The sequence below is a fragment of the Kineosporia mesophila genome (genome assembly GCF_021129235.1).
In the GTDB taxonomy this organism is placed as follows: Bacteria; Actinomycetota; Actinomycetes; order Actinomycetales; family Kineosporiaceae; genus Kineosporia; species Kineosporia mesophila.
The window spans coordinates 224,580-241,030 of sequence record NZ_JAJOMA010000009.1 but is presented as its reverse complement, the minus strand read 5'-3'; the positions used below and the strand labels follow the sequence as shown (position 1 = coordinate 241,030).

General features: G+C 70.3%; 14 protein-coding genes. 11 read left to right on the top strand and 3 right to left on the bottom strand.

The features are described 5' to 3' along the window. Positions 1 to 3 precede the first annotated feature (3 nt). Complete coding sequence (locus LR393_RS15290; RefSeq protein ID WP_231484582.1) at positions 4 to 1,569, top strand: amino acid adenylation domain-containing protein; 1,566 nt, start codon at positions 4 to 6, stop codon at positions 1,567 to 1,569. A 79-nt stretch (positions 1,570 to 1,648) separates the two neighbouring features. Continuing rightward, entirely contained in the window at positions 1,649 to 2,638 is a 990-nt protein-coding gene (locus LR393_RS15285; RefSeq protein WP_231484581.1) for an iron-siderophore ABC transporter substrate-binding protein, read from the top strand. 56 nt (positions 2,639 to 2,694) lie between these two features. Here the strand turns inward: LR393_RS15285 and LR393_RS15280 are convergent, their stop codons facing one another. The 3 genes from LR393_RS15280 to LR393_RS15270 are packed head-to-tail and all read right to left on the bottom strand — an operon-like array spanning position 2,695 to position 5,629. Further along, on the bottom strand, positions 2,695 to 3,504 hold the full coding sequence (locus LR393_RS15280) for an ABC transporter ATP-binding protein (RefSeq protein WP_231484580.1): 810 nt from the start codon (positions 3,502 to 3,504) through the stop codon (positions 2,695 to 2,697). After that, entirely contained in the window at positions 3,501 to 4,556 is a 1,056-nt protein-coding gene (locus LR393_RS15275) for a FecCD family ABC transporter permease (RefSeq protein ID WP_231484579.1), read from the bottom strand. The genes LR393_RS15280 and LR393_RS15275 overlap by 4 nt, the downstream gene beginning before the upstream one ends. Next, positions 4,553 to 5,629: a FecCD family ABC transporter permease gene (locus LR393_RS15270; RefSeq protein WP_231484578.1), complete on the bottom strand. Its 1,077-nt coding sequence runs from the start codon at positions 5,627 to 5,629 to the stop codon at positions 4,553 to 4,555. The genes LR393_RS15275 and LR393_RS15270 overlap by 4 nt, the downstream gene beginning before the upstream one ends. 131 nt (positions 5,630 to 5,760) lie before the next feature. On the opposite strand from LR393_RS15270, the gene LR393_RS15265 reads away from it, so the two are divergent. From LR393_RS15265 to LR393_RS15225, 9 genes are all read left to right on the top strand, one after another. Then, entirely contained in the window at positions 5,761 to 7,665 is a 1,905-nt protein-coding gene (locus LR393_RS15265; protein WP_231484577.1) for an ABC transporter ATP-binding protein, read from the top strand. Next, positions 7,662 to 9,410 (top strand): ABC transporter ATP-binding protein, encoded by a 1,749-nt coding sequence (locus LR393_RS15260; RefSeq protein WP_231484576.1) that lies wholly within the window; start codon positions 7,662 to 7,664, stop codon positions 9,408 to 9,410. The genes LR393_RS15265 and LR393_RS15260 overlap by 4 nt, the downstream gene beginning before the upstream one ends. Before the next feature lie 188 nt (positions 9,411 to 9,598). Then, the gene (locus tag LR393_RS15255; protein ID WP_231484575.1) at positions 9,599 to 10,702 is read left to right on the top strand and encodes a FecCD family ABC transporter permease; all 1,104 of its coding nucleotides are present in this window, start codon (positions 9,599 to 9,601) and stop codon (positions 10,700 to 10,702) included. 50 nt (positions 10,703 to 10,752) lie between these two features. Further along, a complete protein-coding gene (locus tag LR393_RS15250; RefSeq protein WP_231484574.1) occupies positions 10,753 to 11,739 on the top strand; it encodes an ABC transporter substrate-binding protein in 987 nt (328 codons plus the stop codon). After that, on the top strand, positions 11,736 to 12,494 hold the full coding sequence (locus LR393_RS15245) for an ABC transporter ATP-binding protein (RefSeq protein WP_231484573.1): 759 nt from the start codon (positions 11,736 to 11,738) through the stop codon (positions 12,492 to 12,494). The genes LR393_RS15250 and LR393_RS15245 overlap by 4 nt, the downstream gene beginning before the upstream one ends. 151 nt (positions 12,495 to 12,645) lie before the next feature. Then, positions 12,646 to 13,554, top strand: a complete 909-nt coding sequence (locus tag LR393_RS15240; RefSeq protein ID WP_231484572.1) for an AEC family transporter — start codon at positions 12,646 to 12,648, stop codon at positions 13,552 to 13,554. A 75-nt stretch (positions 13,555 to 13,629) separates the two neighbouring features. Continuing rightward, positions 13,630 to 14,301 (top strand): PadR family transcriptional regulator, encoded by a 672-nt coding sequence (locus LR393_RS15235; protein ID WP_231484571.1) that lies wholly within the window; start codon positions 13,630 to 13,632, stop codon positions 14,299 to 14,301. Beyond that, positions 14,298 to 15,002 carry an ABC transporter ATP-binding protein gene (locus LR393_RS15230; RefSeq protein WP_231484570.1) on the top strand — a complete coding sequence of 235 codons (705 nt, stop codon included), beginning with the start codon at positions 14,298 to 14,300 and terminating at the stop codon, positions 15,000 to 15,002. The genes LR393_RS15235 and LR393_RS15230 overlap by 4 nt, the downstream gene beginning before the upstream one ends. After that, the gene (locus tag LR393_RS15225) at positions 14,999 to 16,420 is read left to right on the top strand and encodes an FtsX-like permease family protein (protein WP_231484569.1); all 1,422 of its coding nucleotides are present in this window, start codon (positions 14,999 to 15,001) and stop codon (positions 16,418 to 16,420) included. Before LR393_RS15230 ends, LR393_RS15225 begins: the two co-directional genes overlap by 4 nt. Positions 16,421 to 16,451 lie beyond the last annotated feature (31 nt).

The window sequence follows — 16,451 nt, the reverse complement described above, 5'->3', positions numbered from 1 at the left end:
ACCATGCCGAAGCTCGAGGAATTCAACGACCTCAGCCTGCCGCCCGAGACCTTCACCGTGCCGGACCTGTTCACGGCGCAGGTGCGCCGCACCCCGCACGCGCCGGCCCTGGTCGCCCCCGAAGGCCGTTTCACCTACGCGGAACTCGGGACGCGGGTGTTCCAGCTGGCCCGGACCCTGCGGGCCCAGGGGCTGGGGCCGGAAGACATGGTGGGGGTGAGGTTTCAGCGGTCGGCGGAGATGGTGGTTTCGGTCCTGGCGATCATGGTGGCGGGCGGGGCCTTCGTGCCGATCGACCCGGCCTGGCCGACCCTGCGACGCCGGAAGGTCCTGTCCGACGCGCGGGCCCGGTTCGTGGTGTCCCGGACGATCGAGGACGACGGGGTGCCCACGGTCGAGGTCGATCTCGGGTCGTGGAAATGGGCCGGTGAGCAAGGGGATCCGCTGGATCTGCGGATCGAGGGGGCCCGGCTCGCGTACGTCATGTTCACCTCCGGCTCGACCGGTACGCCCAAGGGGGCGATGATCCGGCACGACGCGATCGCGGAGCGGTTGCGGTGGCAGGTGAAGGATCTGTTCGGGTTCGGGGCCGACGGCGCCTCGTTGTTCAAAGCGCCGCTGACGTTCGACATCTCGGTGAACGAGATCCTGCTGCCTCTGGTCTGTGGTGGCCGGACGGTGGTGGCCGAGCCGGACGGCGAGCTCGACCCGGGATACCTGGTGGACCTGATCGAGGCCGAGAAGGTCACGTTCGTCTACCTGGTGGCGAGCATGCTCGACATCCTGATGGAGGCGGCGGAGGGCACCGGGGCCCTGAGCTCGCTGCGGCACGTCTGGTGCGGCGGTGAGGTGCTGACGCCCTCGCTGTTCAAGCGTTTCCGCGAGCAGCTCGACACCACGATGTATCACGGCTACGGGCCGGCGGAGACGACGATCGGTGTCTCGCACGTGATCTACCGCGACCGGGCGCAGCGGCTGGCCACGTCGATCGGGCTCCCGAACCCGCACACCCAGCTGCACGTGCTCGACGCCACGCTGACTCCGTTGCCGCCGGGGGAGGTGGGAGAGCTGTACGTGGGCGGTTTCCTGCTCGGGCGGGGATACGTCAGCAGTGGCTCGCTCACCGCCGCGCGGTTCGTCGCGAACCCGTTCGCCGGCGGTGGTTCCCGGCTCTACCGCACCGGTGACCTGGTGCGCTGGAACGAGCGGGGCTGGCTGGAGTTCGTCGGCCGGGCCGACAACCAGGTGAAGATCCGCGGCATGCGCCTGGAGCTGGAAGAGGTGGAGGCGTCGCTGGAGGCGCATCCCCGGGTGCGGCGCGCGGCCGTGCTGGTCTCGAAAGAGGTGGCCTCGCCGAAGCTGGTCGCCTTCGTGGTGCCGGAGGGCGTCGCGGAGAAAGATCTTGCGGACGAGGTGCGCACCTGGGCGGCCGACCGGCTCGCCGACTACATGGTGCCCAGCGCGGTGACGGTGCTGGCCGCCCTGCCCCTGACGGTTGCCGGGAAGGTGGACCGGAGGGCCCTCGCCGACCCCGACGTGATCATGAATGAAGGATTAATCCGCAATTAGGGGGCGGGGAGGGGGCCTCGTCCTCTATAACTTAGGTTCACCTAACTTAGGTCTGCCTACCTGAGGAAACGAGAGAGTTTTGCGAACCAACTTCAAGCGCGCGATGGCGATGTTCCTGGCCGCCGCGACGATGGCCACCCTGGCTGCCTGCGGGAGCGACAGCGACGGCGGGACGTCGACCGAGAGTGGAGCCGGGACCAGCTCGAGCAGCTTCCCGGTCACGATCGAGAACAAGTTCGGCTCCACGACCATCGACGCCGAGCCGAAGCGCGTCATCGCGCTCAGCTACGAGGAAGACGCCCTGGCGACGCTGGGCATCACGCCCATCGCCTACGGGAAGAACCCGTACAAGACCGATGGCGTGTTCCCCTGGCTGGACGGCAAGATCAGCCTGGCCGACAGCACGGCCCTGGACACCTCGGGCGACCTGAACCTGGAGCAGATCGCCTCGCTGCGGCCCGATCTGATCCTGGCCACGAACTTCTACGGCCTGGCCGACTACTACGACCGGCTCTCGAAGATCGCGCCGGTCGTCGGGTACACGGAAGAGGCCGGCATCGCGACCTGGCAGGAGAACAGCACGCTGGTCGGTGAGGCGGTCGGGCGCAAGGCCGACACCGAGAAGGCCATCGCCGACACCCAGGCGAAGATCGACCAGGTCAAGACCGATCTGCCCGGTCTGGCCGGCAAGACGTTCAGCTACTCGTTCTACTACCAGCCGGGCGGTCTGGCCGTCATCGACGACCCGGAGACCGTCTCGGTGCAGCTGTACTCGGACCTGGGCATGAAGTTGTCCTCCGGGGTGACGGAGAACGTCAAGGACCGGTCGCTGAGCATGGAGAAGATCGGAGCCCTGGACGCCGACTTCCTGCTGATGGGCTTCGCGACCGACGACCTCCAGAAGGAACTGGAGGGCAACAAGCAGTACACCGGCATCCCGGCCGTGAAGGACGGGCGCTCGGTCGAGGTGGACGCGTTCACGGCCGGTGCGGTGAACAACCCGACCATCCTGAACATCCCGTGGCAGCTGGACCAGCTGAAGCCGACCCTGGAGAAGGCCGCAGCCTGAGCTCTCCTCCTGCCGTGATCATGCAATCCCCCGGCCTTCCCCGGGGGTTTGCATGATCACGAAGGGGTGGTGGTGGTCTTCACCGCGCCGGTGTAGCGCGGAATGACCAGAGGTGTACCGGATTCCGGGTCGGTGATCACCCGGCAGGCCAGGCCGAACACGTCCTCGACCAGTTCGGACGTGACGATCTCCGACGGCACGCCCTGGGCGATGATCCGGCCCCCGCGCATCGCCACCAGGTGGTCGGCGTAGCGGCTGGCCTGGTTCAGGTCGTGCAGCACGGCCACCAGGGTCTGACCGTCGGCGGGGAGCTTGGCGCACAGGTCGAGAACCTCGACCTGGTGGGCGATGTCGAGGAACGTCGTGGGCTCGTCGAGCAGCAGGATGGGTGTGGCCTGGGCCAGGACGGTGGCCAGCCAGACGCGCTGGCGCTGGCCGCCCGACAGCTCGTCGACCAGCCGGTCGGCCAGGTCGGTGACCCCGGTGCGGTCCATCGCCTCGTCGACGACCCGTTCGTCCTCACGCGACCACTGGCGCAACAAGCGCTGGTGCGGGTGTCGTCCTCTGGCGATCAGATCGGCCACACTGATGCCCGAGGGTGCGGTGGCGGTCTGGGCCAGGAGGCCCAGGCGGCGGGCGACCTCTTTGGTCGAGTACGACGAGATCAGGGCGCCGTCCAGATGCACCGCACCCTGTTTCGGGCGTAGCAACCGGGCCAGGGCGCGCAGCAAGGTCGACTTGCCGCACGCGTTCGGGCCGACGATGACGGTGAAAGCGCCGTCCGGGATGGCAATCCCGAGGTTGTCGGCGACGATGCGCTGGTCGTAGGCGAGGGTCAGCCCCTGGGCGCTGAGCCGGCTGGTCATGTGCGTCTCCGTTGTTGCACCAGCAAGGTGGCGAGGTAGATGCCGCCGATCGCGGCGGTGGCGATGCCGACGGGAAGCTGCGTCGGCGAGAAGAGCTGCTTGGCGGCCAGGTCGGCGACCGTCACCAGGGCGGCCCCGGCCAGCGCGGTGGTGAGCAGGGGCGGGGACGATGACCCGGTCAGCCGGCGGGCCAGCGGGGCGGCGGTGAGGGCGACGAACCCGATGGGTCCGGCCGCGGCCGTGGCGACGGCGGCCAGGGCCGTGCCGATCGCGATCAGGGCCAGGCCGCGCCGTTCCACGTCGATGCCGAGGGCTTTGGCGGTGTCGGTGCCCATCTCCAGGTAGGCCAGGCTGCGGCCCAGGTACAGGGCGAGGGGCAGCAGGAGGGCCAGGGCGATGACGAGGGGACGCACCTGTTCCCAGGAGCGGCTGTCGAGACTGCCGATCAGCCATACCTTCGCGGTGACGGCGCCGCCCAGGGAGGCCCGGGTGATGAGGTACGAGTTCACCGAGGCCAGCAACGCCTGGAACGAGATGCCGATGAGGATCAGGCGCGGTCCGGCCAGGCCGTGCCGGTAGGACAGCGCGTAGACGGCGGCCCCGGTCGCGGCGCCGCCGAGCAGGGCGCCCAGAGTGGCCTGGGAAGTGGTGCCGTGCAGCACGAGCAGCACGGTGATGGCGCCGGTGGCCGCGCCCGAGGTGAAACCCAGGATGTCGGGACTGCCCAGTACGTTGCCCGACACGCTCTGGAAGATCGCCCCGGACACGGCCAGGGCGGTACCGACCAGCAGGCCGGTCAGGATTCTCGGCAGCCGTAGTTCGTTGATGACGAAGGTGGTTCCGGGGTCGCCGTTCCCGAGCAGGGTGGCGGCCACGTCGGCGACCGGGATCGGGAAGTCACCGGTGGTGAGGGCGATGATCCCGGCGGTCGTCGCGATGAGCGCGAAGACGGTGCCGACGACGATGGCGCGGGGGGAGATCCGGACCGAGAGGGCGTCGGAGCGGCTGCGGATCGTCGGCCGGCGGCGGGTGTTGCGAGTGCTGGTCGTCATGCCCGGGCCAGCCGGGCGCGGCGCACCAGCAGGATCAGCACGGGCGCCCCGACGAAGGCCGTGACGATGCCGACCTGCAGTTCGCCGGGGGCGATGATCGTGCGCCCGACCAGGTCGGAGGCGATGAGCAGGATCGAGGCCAGGACGGCGGAGTACGGCAGTAGCCAGCGGTGGTCCGGCCCGACGATGCGGCGCGCGACGTGCGGTACGGCCAGGCCGACGAAGCTGATCGGCCCGGCGGCGGCCGTGGCTCCGCCGCACAGCAGCACGACGGCCACGGCACCCAGTGCGCGTGAACGGTTCACGTGGACGCCCAGCCCTTGCGCAGCCTCGTCGCCGAGGGCCAGCGCGTTGAGGGCACGGCCCAGGGGTAGTGCGAGCAGGAGCCCGGCGAGCATGAACAGGCCGGTGGCCCGCAGGCTGCCGGAGCCGAGCACAGCCAGCGAACCGACGTCCCAGAACCGGAACTGGTCGAACGTGGAGGTGTCGAGCAGCAGGATGGCGTTGACGAAGGCCCCGAGCACCGCCGTCGTGGCCGCGCCCGCCACCACCAGGGTGGCCGGTGCGGTGGCCGCGCGTCCCCCGATCCCGATCAGGTAGACACCGGTGGACGCCAGCAGCGCCCCGAGCAGGGCGAACCACACGTAGCCGCTCGCGCTGGTCACCCCGAACACCGAAATGCCCACCACCACGGCCGCCGATGCCCCGATGTTGACGCCGAGCATGCCCGGCTCGACGAGGTCGTTGCTCGTCAGCGCCTGGGTGAGCGTGCCCGCGACCCCGAGGGCGGCGCCCACCACGAGCCCCAGCAGCGTGCGGGGGACGCGCAGATTGTGGACGATCAGGGCGGCGTTCGAGCCGTCGTCGTGCCACAGCACGCGCCAGACCTGCGGGAAGGAGAGGCTTTCGGCGCCGACGCTGACACTCAGTACGCAGATCGCGGCCAGGGCCACGGCCGCACCGACGAGGCCCGCGGCCCGGGCGGTGCCGGAACGGCGTCGGGGGTGTACGGACGTCGTGGTCGGGCCGGCCGGGTCCGTCGAGTCGGTGCGGTCAGCCGTCGTGGTCGGCACAGCTCACCCCCGGTCCACGGAACATCGGAAAAGTCAGGTTAGGGTAACCTACACTCGCCGAGCGAAGCGGATGAAAGTGGTCGCGGGTCAGGGTCTCCGGTGCTGGGTTCCATCGACGGGACGGGGATGACGTGTCGGATCAGGCGGCTGCGTCCGAGCAGGACGACCGGGCTGAACTGCATGACCGGGCCGAACTGCATGACCTGGCCGAGCAGGACGACCGGGCTGAACTGCATGACCTGGCCGAACTGCATGACCGGGCCGAACTGCATGACCTGGCCGAGTTGCAGAGGCCGGTGCAGAGCCGGGTGATGGTCTCGGCGGTCCTGCTGGCCCTGGCCGCGGTGCTGGCGGCCGCGCCGACCGTGGTGCTGGTCGAGATCGCCCGTCGTCTGCTGAGCGGAAACGACGACCTGGTCTGGCCTTTGGCCTGGACGGCGGTCGGTCTGTTCCTGGCCCGGTTCGTGCTCTACGCGGCCGCCGGTCTGCTGGCCCACCTGGCGGACGCCGACCTGGCGTATCTGCTGCGCCGTCGTCTGACCGAACAGCTGGGGGCGCTGCCGCTCAGTGCCTTCTCCGGTGGGGTCTCCGGCCCGGTGCGCACCACGGTGCAGGACGACGTCGCGACCCTGCACCATGCTGTGGCCCACGCCCGGGGTGATCTGGCCGCCGCGATCGCCGGGCCCGCCGTGGTGCTGGTCTACCTGTTCTGGGCCGACGCCCGGCTGGCGCTGCTGACCGTCGCGCTGATCGCGGCGGCCCAGCTGGTCCGGATGCGGATGGCGGGTCTGGCCACCGAGCCGGTGCAGCGGATCCGGCAGGCCACCGGTGAACTGAACGCCGCCGTGCTGGAGACGGTGCGTGGCATCACCGTGGTCCGGGCCTTCTCCGGCGGCCGGGGTGCGGCCCGCTTCGCCGCTGCGGCCGCCGCCCACGTCGACGCGGACGAGCAGGCGCAGCGCATCTTCCTGCGTCCCCGGGGTCTGGCTCGCGCCACGGTGGCGCCGGCGACGGTGCTGGCTGTGGTCGCGGCCGCCGGCACGGGCCTGGCCGCTGCCGGCTGGGGAGACCCGGTCGACCTGGTGGCCTTCGCGCTGCTCGGGGTGGGCCTGTTCGAGCAGATCACGCCCGTCTACCTGGCCCAGCACGAGAAGGCCGCGGCCCAGGCCGCCGCCGGTCGTATCGGCTCCCTGCTGCGCGAGCCCCGGCAGACGGAAGTCCCGCCTGGGCAGTCTCGTTCGCCCGGTGTGCCGCTCGCGGTCGAGTTCGACGACGTGACTTTCGGCTACACCGAGGGGCACGAGGTGCTGCACGGCGTCTCGGCCGTGCTCCACCCGGGAACCGTGACGGCGCTGGTCGGGCCCTCGGGGGCGGGTAAGTCCACGCTCGCGATGCTGCTGGCCCGGTTCGCCGATCCCACGAGCGGCACGATCCGCCTGGGTGGCACCGACCACCGCGACATCATTCGTGACGACCTCTACCGTCATGTCGGATTCTTGCTGCAGGACGCGGTGCTGCTCAGGCTTTCCGTCCGCGACAACATCGCGCTGGGGGCACCCGGCGCCACGGACGAGCAGATCCACGAAGCCGCCCGGGCCGCCGCGATCGACGAGCGGATCCGGGCCCTGCCCCGGGGTTACGATTCCGTGGTGGGGGACGATGCCCACCTGTCCGGCGGCGAGGCCCAGCGCGTCGCCATCGCCCGCACCCTGCTGGCCGGCACCCCGATCGTGGTGCTCGACGAGGCCACCGCCTTCGCCGACCCTGACTCCGAGGCCGCCATCCAGGACGCCCTGGCCCACCTGGCCACCGGCCGCACGCTGCTGGTCATCGCTCACCGCCTCTACACCGTGACCCAGGCCGACCAGATCCTGGTGCTGGATGAGGGGGTGATCGTCGAACGGGGCTGTCACGAGGATCTTCTCGCGCAGGACGGACGGTATGCGCAGCTGTGGGCGGCTCAATCGCACCAGTCGGGCGACTCCCTCCACGAAGAAGCAGCTGAGCGCACGGCGCGGATCGGAGAGCAGTCGTGACCTCCTCCCCAGATTTCCCGGACTCAGGTGACCTGTTCCCGGTGGTGTTGCGTCGTCCTCTGTTCTTGTATCTGTTCGCCTCCACGGGATACGCGGTCAGTGAGGGCGTGGTGTTCGGCGCCTTCGTGCCGTTGCTGGCCGCTCTGCTCGAAGAACGTCAGGAGAAGGCGGCGCGGTGGCTGATCCCGCTGGTCGGGGCCGCGGTCGTGGGCTGGTTCGCGCACTACTACCTGGCCTCCCGGGCGCTGACCCTGTCGTCGGACTGGCGCCGGGACCTCTATACCCGGGTCGGTGACAAGCTGCTCACCCTGCCGCTGGGCTGGTTCGAGTCGCCCCGGGGACGCCAAGTGCCGCAACTGGTCACCGGCGACGTGACCCGGGCGGCCGGACGGGTCTTCATCTGGCAGGAGCTGATCGTCGCGGTCGTGACGCCGGCGACGATCGCGGTGTTCCTGATCGCCGCCGACTGGCGGATGGGGCTGGCGGCCCTGGTCGTGGTGCCGGTGGCCCTGGCCGCGCTCGCCCTGGGTAACCGGTTCACCACGCGGGCCGAGGCCGCCGAGCACGCAGCGACCGCCGAGGCCGGCGACCGCCTGGTCGAGTTCGCCTCGGCGCAGGCCACTCTGCGGGCGACCGGACAGACCGCGACCGGGCGCGCGGCGCTCGACGAGGCGCTCCAGGCCCAGCACCGGGCGGCCCGTCGTGAGGTCGTCGGATCTTTGCCCGGACAGTATCTGGGCGAGTTCGGCATTCAGCTGGCCTTCACCGCGCTGCTGCTGACCGGGGTACTGCTGGCCACCCGGGACGACCTCGACCCGGCCCGGATGATCGCCTTGGTCGTGCTCGGAATCAGCCTGCTGAGGCCTCTTTCGGCAATGATCGGTCTCAGCGGGGCCGACCGGGAGGCGAAGGCCTCGGCCGACCGCATCATCGAACTCCTGGCCGTGGCGCCGCTGCCGGAACCGGTGTCGCCGCGTGCGATCGCCCACTTCGGAATTGACATGGAGAAGGTGCGTTTCGGATACCAGGAAGACACAGACGTCCTGCGTGATCTGACCCTGACCATCCCGCCCGGCAGCACTACTGCGCTGGTGGGGCCCTCGGGGGCCGGGAAGACCACCGTGACGCGTCTGATCGCCCGGTTCCACGATGTCACCGAGGGGCGCGTGCGGGTCGGTGGGGTGGACGTGCGTGACCTGAGCAGCTCCGACCTGCTCGCGCACATCGCGTTCGTGTTCCAGGACGTGTACCTGCTCGACGGCACGCTGGAAGACAACATCCGCTTCGGGAATCCGGACGCGACGCACGATCAGGTGCGTGACGCCGCTCGCCGGGCCCGGGTCGACACGGTGGCCGCTCGTCTGCCCGACGGGTGGGAGAGCCGGGTCGGCGAGGGCGGAAAACTGTTGTCCGGAGGAGAGCGTCAGCGGGTGGCGATCGCGAGGGCTCTGTGCAAAGACGCTCCCATCGTCCTGCTCGACGAGGCCACGGCATCTCTCGACACCGAGAACGAGGCGGCCGTGCACGAGGCATTGGCGGAGCTGTCGGCCGACCGGACGGTTCTCGTCATCGCCCACCGCCTCGACACGATCACCCGGGCCGACCAGATCGCGGTGCTCGACGGCGGGCGGGTGGTCGAGGTCGGTCCGCATCACGACCTGCTGGCCCGTGGCGGCCGGTACGCCGCGTTCTGGCGGGAGCGGGAGAACGCGCAGGGATGGCGGCTGGCTGCGAAGAGCTCCTGAGGCGAGCACGGTTGAGGCGAGCACGGTTCGGCGGCCGGTGAACTGTCCGGGCCGACGCCCCCAGAACCTCAGCATCGGAATCCGGCGGGTTCTGACCTGAGGACATGGACGACGGCTTTACCCCGGCTTCACCGACCCACCTCACTTATTGCATACTCTTCGCAATAGTCGGACGAGAGGTGGGTGACATGGCGGGGGAGCTCGTCGACGAAAGACGATCCCTGCAGCCGGTGGTCTCCGACCTCGGCCTGGGCGGACAGCGCCGCCGGGCCTGGAGCTGGATCATCGGGCTGGGCGCGCTGCTGGCGCTGGGCGTGCTGCTCGGGGTCGGCGTGGGCGCGGTGGCGATCGGGCCGGGCACGGTGATGCGGATCATCGGCCACCACCTCGTCGGGATGCCCGGTGAGATGACCTGGAGCCGGCCGCAAGACGCGATCGTGTGGCAGGTGCGCCTGCCCCGGGTGATTCTCGGCGCCTGCGTCGGGGCGGGCCTGGCCGTGTGCGGGGCCGCGTTGCAGGCCATGGTCCGCAACCTGCTGGCCGACCCGTACCTGCTGGGCATCAACTCCGGGGCCTCCAGCGGCGCGGCCGCCGCAATCCTTTTCGGCGTCGGGGCGGGATTCGGTGAGAACGCCCTGCCCTTCAGTGCTTTCCTCGGGGCCCTGGCCGCCGGCTTCCTCGTCTTCCTGATCGCCCGCTCCGGCGGCCGGGTGACGTCGGTGCGTCTGCTCCTGGCCGGGGTCGCCGTCGGGTACGCGCTCTACGCGCTGACCAGTTTCCTGATCTTCGCCTCGGACTCGGCCGAGGGTTCCCGCTCGGTGATGTTCTGGCTGCTCGGATCGCTGGGGCTGGCCCGGTGGGGTACCTCGATCAGCGTCGTGGTGGCGGTGGTCGTGCTCACGGTGGGCCTGGTGACACTGTGGGGCCGCCGCCTGGACGCGCTGGCCATCGGTGACGAAACCGCCCACACGCTGGGTATCTCACCCGACCGGTTCCGTACCCGGCTGCTGGTGCTGGTGTCCCTGTGCATCGGTGTGCTGGTCGCGGCCTCGGGCAGCATCGGGTTCGTCGGGCTGGTCGTGCCGCACCTCGCCCGTCGTCTGGTGGGCGCCACGCACTCCCGGGCCGTGCCGGTCGCGGCCCTGCTCGGCGCGATCTTCCTGATCGCCGCCGACGCCATCGCCCGCACCCTGCTCCAGCCCCAGGAACTCCCGATCGGCATCATCACCTCTCTCGTCGGGGCTCCCTTCCTGCTCGTGCTGATCCGCCGACTGCACGCCACCAGCGCGTAACACCCATTCCCGCGAAGCCAGCCAACCGCCCACGAACGGGGAGTCCACCCATGCCCGCGCGCACCCACGTCCCCCCACTGGCCGTGACCGCAACCACCCTGATCCTGCTCGCCGCCTGTGGCACCTCGTCCACCAATTCGTCCACCCGAGCCGCGAACGCGAGCGGAAACTACCCCCTGACCGTCGAGAACTGCGGCGACAACGTGACCTTCACCGCCGAGCCGGAACGCGTGGTGCTGCTGAAGAGCGCCTCGGTGCCTTACCTTTCCGCACTCGGCGTGCTCGGCGACGTCACGGCCCGGGCCGGCGCCTACCCCACCGACTACTACGACGAGGCCACGCAGAAGGCCCTCGACGAGATCCCTCTCCTGACCGACAAGACCGACACCGGCGGACATCTGCAGATCTCCCAGGAGGTCGTGATCGGTCAGGAACCCGACCTGGTGCTCGGCGAGGCGCAGAATCTCACCCGCGACACGCTCACCTCCGTCGGCATCCCCCTCCTGGAAGAGCCCGGCCTGTGCGGTGACGGCCTGGCGGATCCCGGTTTCGACGACGTCTACGACCAGATGTTTTTCTACGGGAAGGTCTTCGACCGGCAGGCCGAGGCCACGGCGGCCGTCGCCGATCTGAAGAAGCGCCTGGCCGCTGTCGAGAAGGGCGAGAACCGCACCGCCGCAGTGCTCTACCCGACCGTCGGGGGAGGCGTCACTTACGCCTACGGATCCCGCAGCATGGCCCAGCCCCAGCTGGAGGCGGCCGGTTTCACAAACGTTTTCGGTGACGTGGACGAGCGCGTGTTCGAGGTGAGCCTGGAGAAGCTCATCGGCCTGGACCCCGACGTCCTGATTCTTCTCTACTCCGACGGCAACCCGGACGACGTGGGCCGGGCCATCACCGACCTGCCCGGCGCCGAGAAGCTGACCGCCGTGAAGAACGATGACCTGATGCCGCAGCTGTTCAACTTCACCGAACCGCCCAGCCCCCTGGCGATCACCGGTCTGGAACGGATCGAAGAACGGTTCGGGCAGCGGTGATCGAGGCCCAGGGGCTGCATTTCGCCTACGGGAAGACGCCCGTGGTCGACGATGTCTCGATCACCGCCCGCACCGGAAGGGTTCTGGGCCTGATCGGTCCGAACGGCAGTGGCAAGACCACGTTGCTGCGCCTGCTCTACGGATCGCTCAGGCCCTCGGCCGGTGCGGTCAGCGTCGACGGACGCCCGCTGGAGCGGCTCACCGCCCGCGAAACCGCCCAGCACCTGGCCGTGGTGGTGCAGGAGAACGGTGGCGAGACCACCATGACCGTCGCCGAGATGGTGCTGCTCGGCCGGGGTCCGCATCTGGGCAACTTCTCCCGCACGAGTACGCACGACGAGGAGATCGCCTGGACCGCCCTGCAACGAGTGGGGGCTCTGCATCTGGCGTCCCGTAGTTTCGCCGGGCTCTCGGGTGGCGAGAAGCAGCGCGTCCTGATCGCCCGCGCCCTCACCCAGCAGGCTTCACACCTGCTGCTGGACGAGCCGACCAACCACCTCGACATCCGCTACCAGCACGAGATTCTCGCGCTGGTAGCAGAACTGGAGACCAGCGTGGTGGTCGTGCTGCACGATCTCAACCTGGCCGCCCGCTACTGCGACGACCTGGTGCTGCTGGAGAACGGACGCCTGGCCGGTGCGGGCGACGCCGACGAGGTCATCGACAGTGACCTGATCGAGCGGGTCTACGGTATCGGCGTGGAGCGCATCGAGCACCGTGGACAGAACCATCTGATCTTCAGTCCCCGCCGGTAGCAGGAAGATCAGGACCCCCGGCCCCGCTTCGGCCGGCGCGGTGAGCGCCGACCGCGTCCCGAGTAGTGTTCGTGCCCCGTCGGACATCACCGGCCCGGAGTCTTTCCGGCTGGCGCCGCAGCACCCGAAAGGCTTCTGGATCTTGGCAGGCGTGGTCACCGGTTTCGCCATCATCCTGATCGTGATCCTGGCGGGGGTGATCCTGGCCGCGACCGGGGTGGTCCCGGCCGAGGGGGCGCGGTACCTGAGCAAGACCGCCTACGCCGTGGCCAATCCGGCGCTGCTGTTCATGACGATGGCCCACGGTGATCCGTCGGTACTGGCCTCGTCGGCCGCGCTGGTGGCCCTGATCTCGGCGATCGTCAGCGGTGCGACCTTCGTGCTGCTCTCCCGGCTGTTCTTCCGCCGTCCGCCGGCGGAGACCACGATCGGGGTGACCGCGTCCTCCTATGCCAATGCGGCCAACATCGGGCTGCCGGTCGCCACCTATGTGGTGGGCAACGTGGCCGCGGCCACGCCGCTGATCATGTTGCAGCTGGTGGTGCTGGCTCCCGCGGTGACGGCGGCTCTCGAACTGGGGACGCGGGGGCGCCTGGATGTTCTCGGAACCCTCACCATCCCGGTGCGGAACCCTCTGGTGGTGGCCACGCTCGCCGGTGTGCTGGTGGCCCTCGCCGGCATCACGCTGCCGGACGTGGTCAGCGGGCCGCTGCAGATCCTCGGCGGGGCGGCGGTACCGCTCATGCTGATGGCGTTCGGCATCTCGCTGTGGGGGAGGCGTCCGCTGGCCGGTGCCGACCTGCCGCCCGTGCTCACCGCGACGGTGGTCAAGACGATGGTGATGCCGTCGGTTGCCTTCGTCGTGGCCGGGCCGCTACTGGGTCTGGACGGGGCGGCGTTGTTCGCGGTGGTGGCCATGGCCGCCCTGCCGACCGCCCAGAACGTGCAGACCTACGCCATCTGGTACGGCCGGGGTGAGCACATCGCGCGGGACGTGGCGCTGCTGACCACGGTGGTGTGCGTACCGGTGCTGATGCTGATCTCGACGTTGTTCCTGTAGTTGGGTAGGGCCCGTCGGCGAAGGGGCACGTCGTTCTATACACCCGGTGTATGAACCGAGTGTATAGTCATGATCATGGCCATTGGTGATGCGCTCCTGGCGCTCCTTCTCCCCGGCCCCCGGCACGGGTACGACCTGAAACGCACGCACGACGAGTGGTTCGCCGGTCTGCGGCCGCTCGCGTTCGGGCAGGTCTACTCCACGCTGGCCCGCCTGCAGCGTGACGACCTGATCGAGATCGCCCAGACCGAGATCGGCGACGGTCCCGAGCGCACCGTCTACGAGCTCACCGAGCCCGGTCGGGCCCGGGCCCGTGACTGGCTGGCCGAGCCGATCGATCCGGGCGTTACCGGCGGTGTGCCGGCCGACGAGCTGATCCGCAAGACCCTCGCGGCCTACCGTCTGCACGCCGACCCCGGCGGTCTGATGTCCCGGCAGCGGGCGACGCACCTGCGGGCGATGCGGGCGCTGGAGCCGGCCCCGGGAGAGACCGACCACTCCGCGGCCGCCCTGGGTCGCACCGGCGTCCGTGATCTCCAGCGTCTGCACCTGGACGCCGACCTGCGCTGGCTCGACCTGACCGGCGAGCGTATCCGGCGCCTGCCCGCACCGGAGGTGGGCATGCTGCCCGGCGCGGTCCTGGAGTACCCCACGACGGACGAGCCCGATGAGCCGGACGAGCCCGACGAGGGTGAAGACCCTGAGTACACCGATCCGAACCAGCCCGCCGAAGGAGCACGATCATGAGTCAGGTCGGTGTATCTGACCCCGCCGAGCCGGTTCTCGTGCTGGAGAACATCCAGCACGCCTACCGTCGCACGATCGCGGTCCGGGGCGTCAGCCTCACCGTGCAGCCGGGCGAGATCCTGGCCGTCACCGGGCCCAGCGGCTGCGGCAAGTCGACCGTGCTGCACGTCGCGGCCGGGCTGATCCGGCCGCAGAGCGGCACCGTGCGGCTCTTCGGGCAGTCGCTGACCGGGGCCGGTGACGACGAGCGGGCCCGGCTGCGCCGCGGCAAGCTCTCCCTGGTGCTCCAGTTCGGCCAGCTCGTGCCCGAGCTCACCGGTGTCGACAATGTCGCGCTGCCCCTGCTGCTGGACGGGCACGGCCCCACGCAGGCCCGCCGGCTCGCGCTCGGCTGGCTGGAGCGGTGCGGGGCGCAGGAGCTGGCCGACGTCGAGCCGGCCGAGATGTCCGGCGGTCAGGCCCAGCGGGTGGCGGTCGCGCGCTCGCTGATCACCAGCCCGCAGCTGATGCTCGCCGACGAGCCGACCGGCAGCCTGGACTCGATCGGTGGCCGCGAATTGCTCGACCTGATGATCGGTGAGGCCCGGCGCAGTGGCGCCGCCCTGATCGTCGTCACCCACGACAACTCCGTCGCGGCCCGGGCCGATCGCGAGATCCGGCTCTTCGACGGTGAGATCGCCTCCGAGGCGGTGCTGGTATGAGCGCCGGTAGGAGGGCTGGTGCGAGTTCGATCTTCTGGCGGCTGTCCCGTCCCCGCTCCGCGGCCGACCGGCAGCGGGCCCGGCGAATGGCGTTCGGGGTGGCCGGCAGCGGTGCCCTCCTGCTCGCCGCCCTGGCGATTCTCACCGTCCGGGTCGGTACCGCCTCGTCGTACACCTGCGACGAGTCCGGGTGCTACACGAGCTTCGGCCGGAGTGGTCCCCAGGACGGTGGTCTGGCTCCCTACGTGGTCGAGAGCGGGCTGCGCGGAGGCACGGCCGTCGGAGCGGTCCTGCTGGTCGCCCCCTTCGTGCTTCTGGCCCTCCAGGCGCTGCGCACCGGTACGGCCGCCCGCGAACGACGGCTCGCCGCGCTGAGCCTGGCCGGGGCCACCCGCCGCGACCTGCGCCGGCTGGCTTTCCTGGAGGGGACGCGGGCGGCCGTCATCGGGGCACTCGCGGCGGGGCCGCTCTACCTGCTGCTCTGGCTGGTTCTCGGGCCGGCGCTGCCGATCGGGTCGAAAATGCTTCCCCAGCCCGGATGGCCGATCCTGATCGGCTGGCTGGTCATGGTGGCGGCGGCGGTTCCCCTCGGCGGCCTGGTGGCCGCTCAGGCCGCCCGCCCGGCCGCGGTGTCACCCCTGGGCCTGACCCGCCGCCGGCAACGTCCTCTGACCCTGGCCCATGCTGTCGCGCCGGTGATCTCGGCTGCCCTCATCGCGTTCTTCCTGCGGTGGTCCTCGGGCATGGGCCAGCTGGGTGTCGGTCTCGCCGCGGCCTCGACCGTGGCCCTGGCGATCAGCGTCGGCCCGTGGGTGATCCTGTTCACCGGCTGGTGCGCCGCGCGCCGTCGCGGTCTGGTCACGTCCATGGCCGGACGCCGCCTGCTGGCCGATGTGCGCACCCCCGGCCGGGTCGTCGGCGTGATGCTGGCCGTGGGCATCTCGTACGGCGTCATCGCGGCTCTGGTGGTGGACGTCACCCAGGGAGATGCCTACGACCAGATGTTCTACCTGGCCGGTATGGCCGGTGCCGCGATCGCGATCGCCGTCGCGGCCGTCGTGGCGACCTTCTCCCTGGTGGTGGGAGCCACCGAGCAGGTTCTCGACAACGCCCGCTCCACCGCGATCCTGGTGGCGCTCGCGGCCTCGCCGGCCTTCGTCTCGAGGATCGTGCGCCGGCAGATGCTGCTGGCCGCGGTGCCGGCGACCGTGCTCGGGGCGGTGCTGGGCTGGATCGTCTTCGGGGTCGTGGTCATCGGGTCGGAGGACGAGGGGGTCGGGCTCAAGCTCGCGGTCGCGCTGCTCGCCGCGATGGCGGCGGCCGCCCTGTCCGCGGCTGTCGGTGCCCTGGTCGCGGCCCGGGCCGTGCGCCCGGCGATCCGCAGCAGTTCGGGGCCCGAGAACCTGCGTACCCCCTGACCTGCCGGTGGTTCCCGCTCCCTCACGGAGG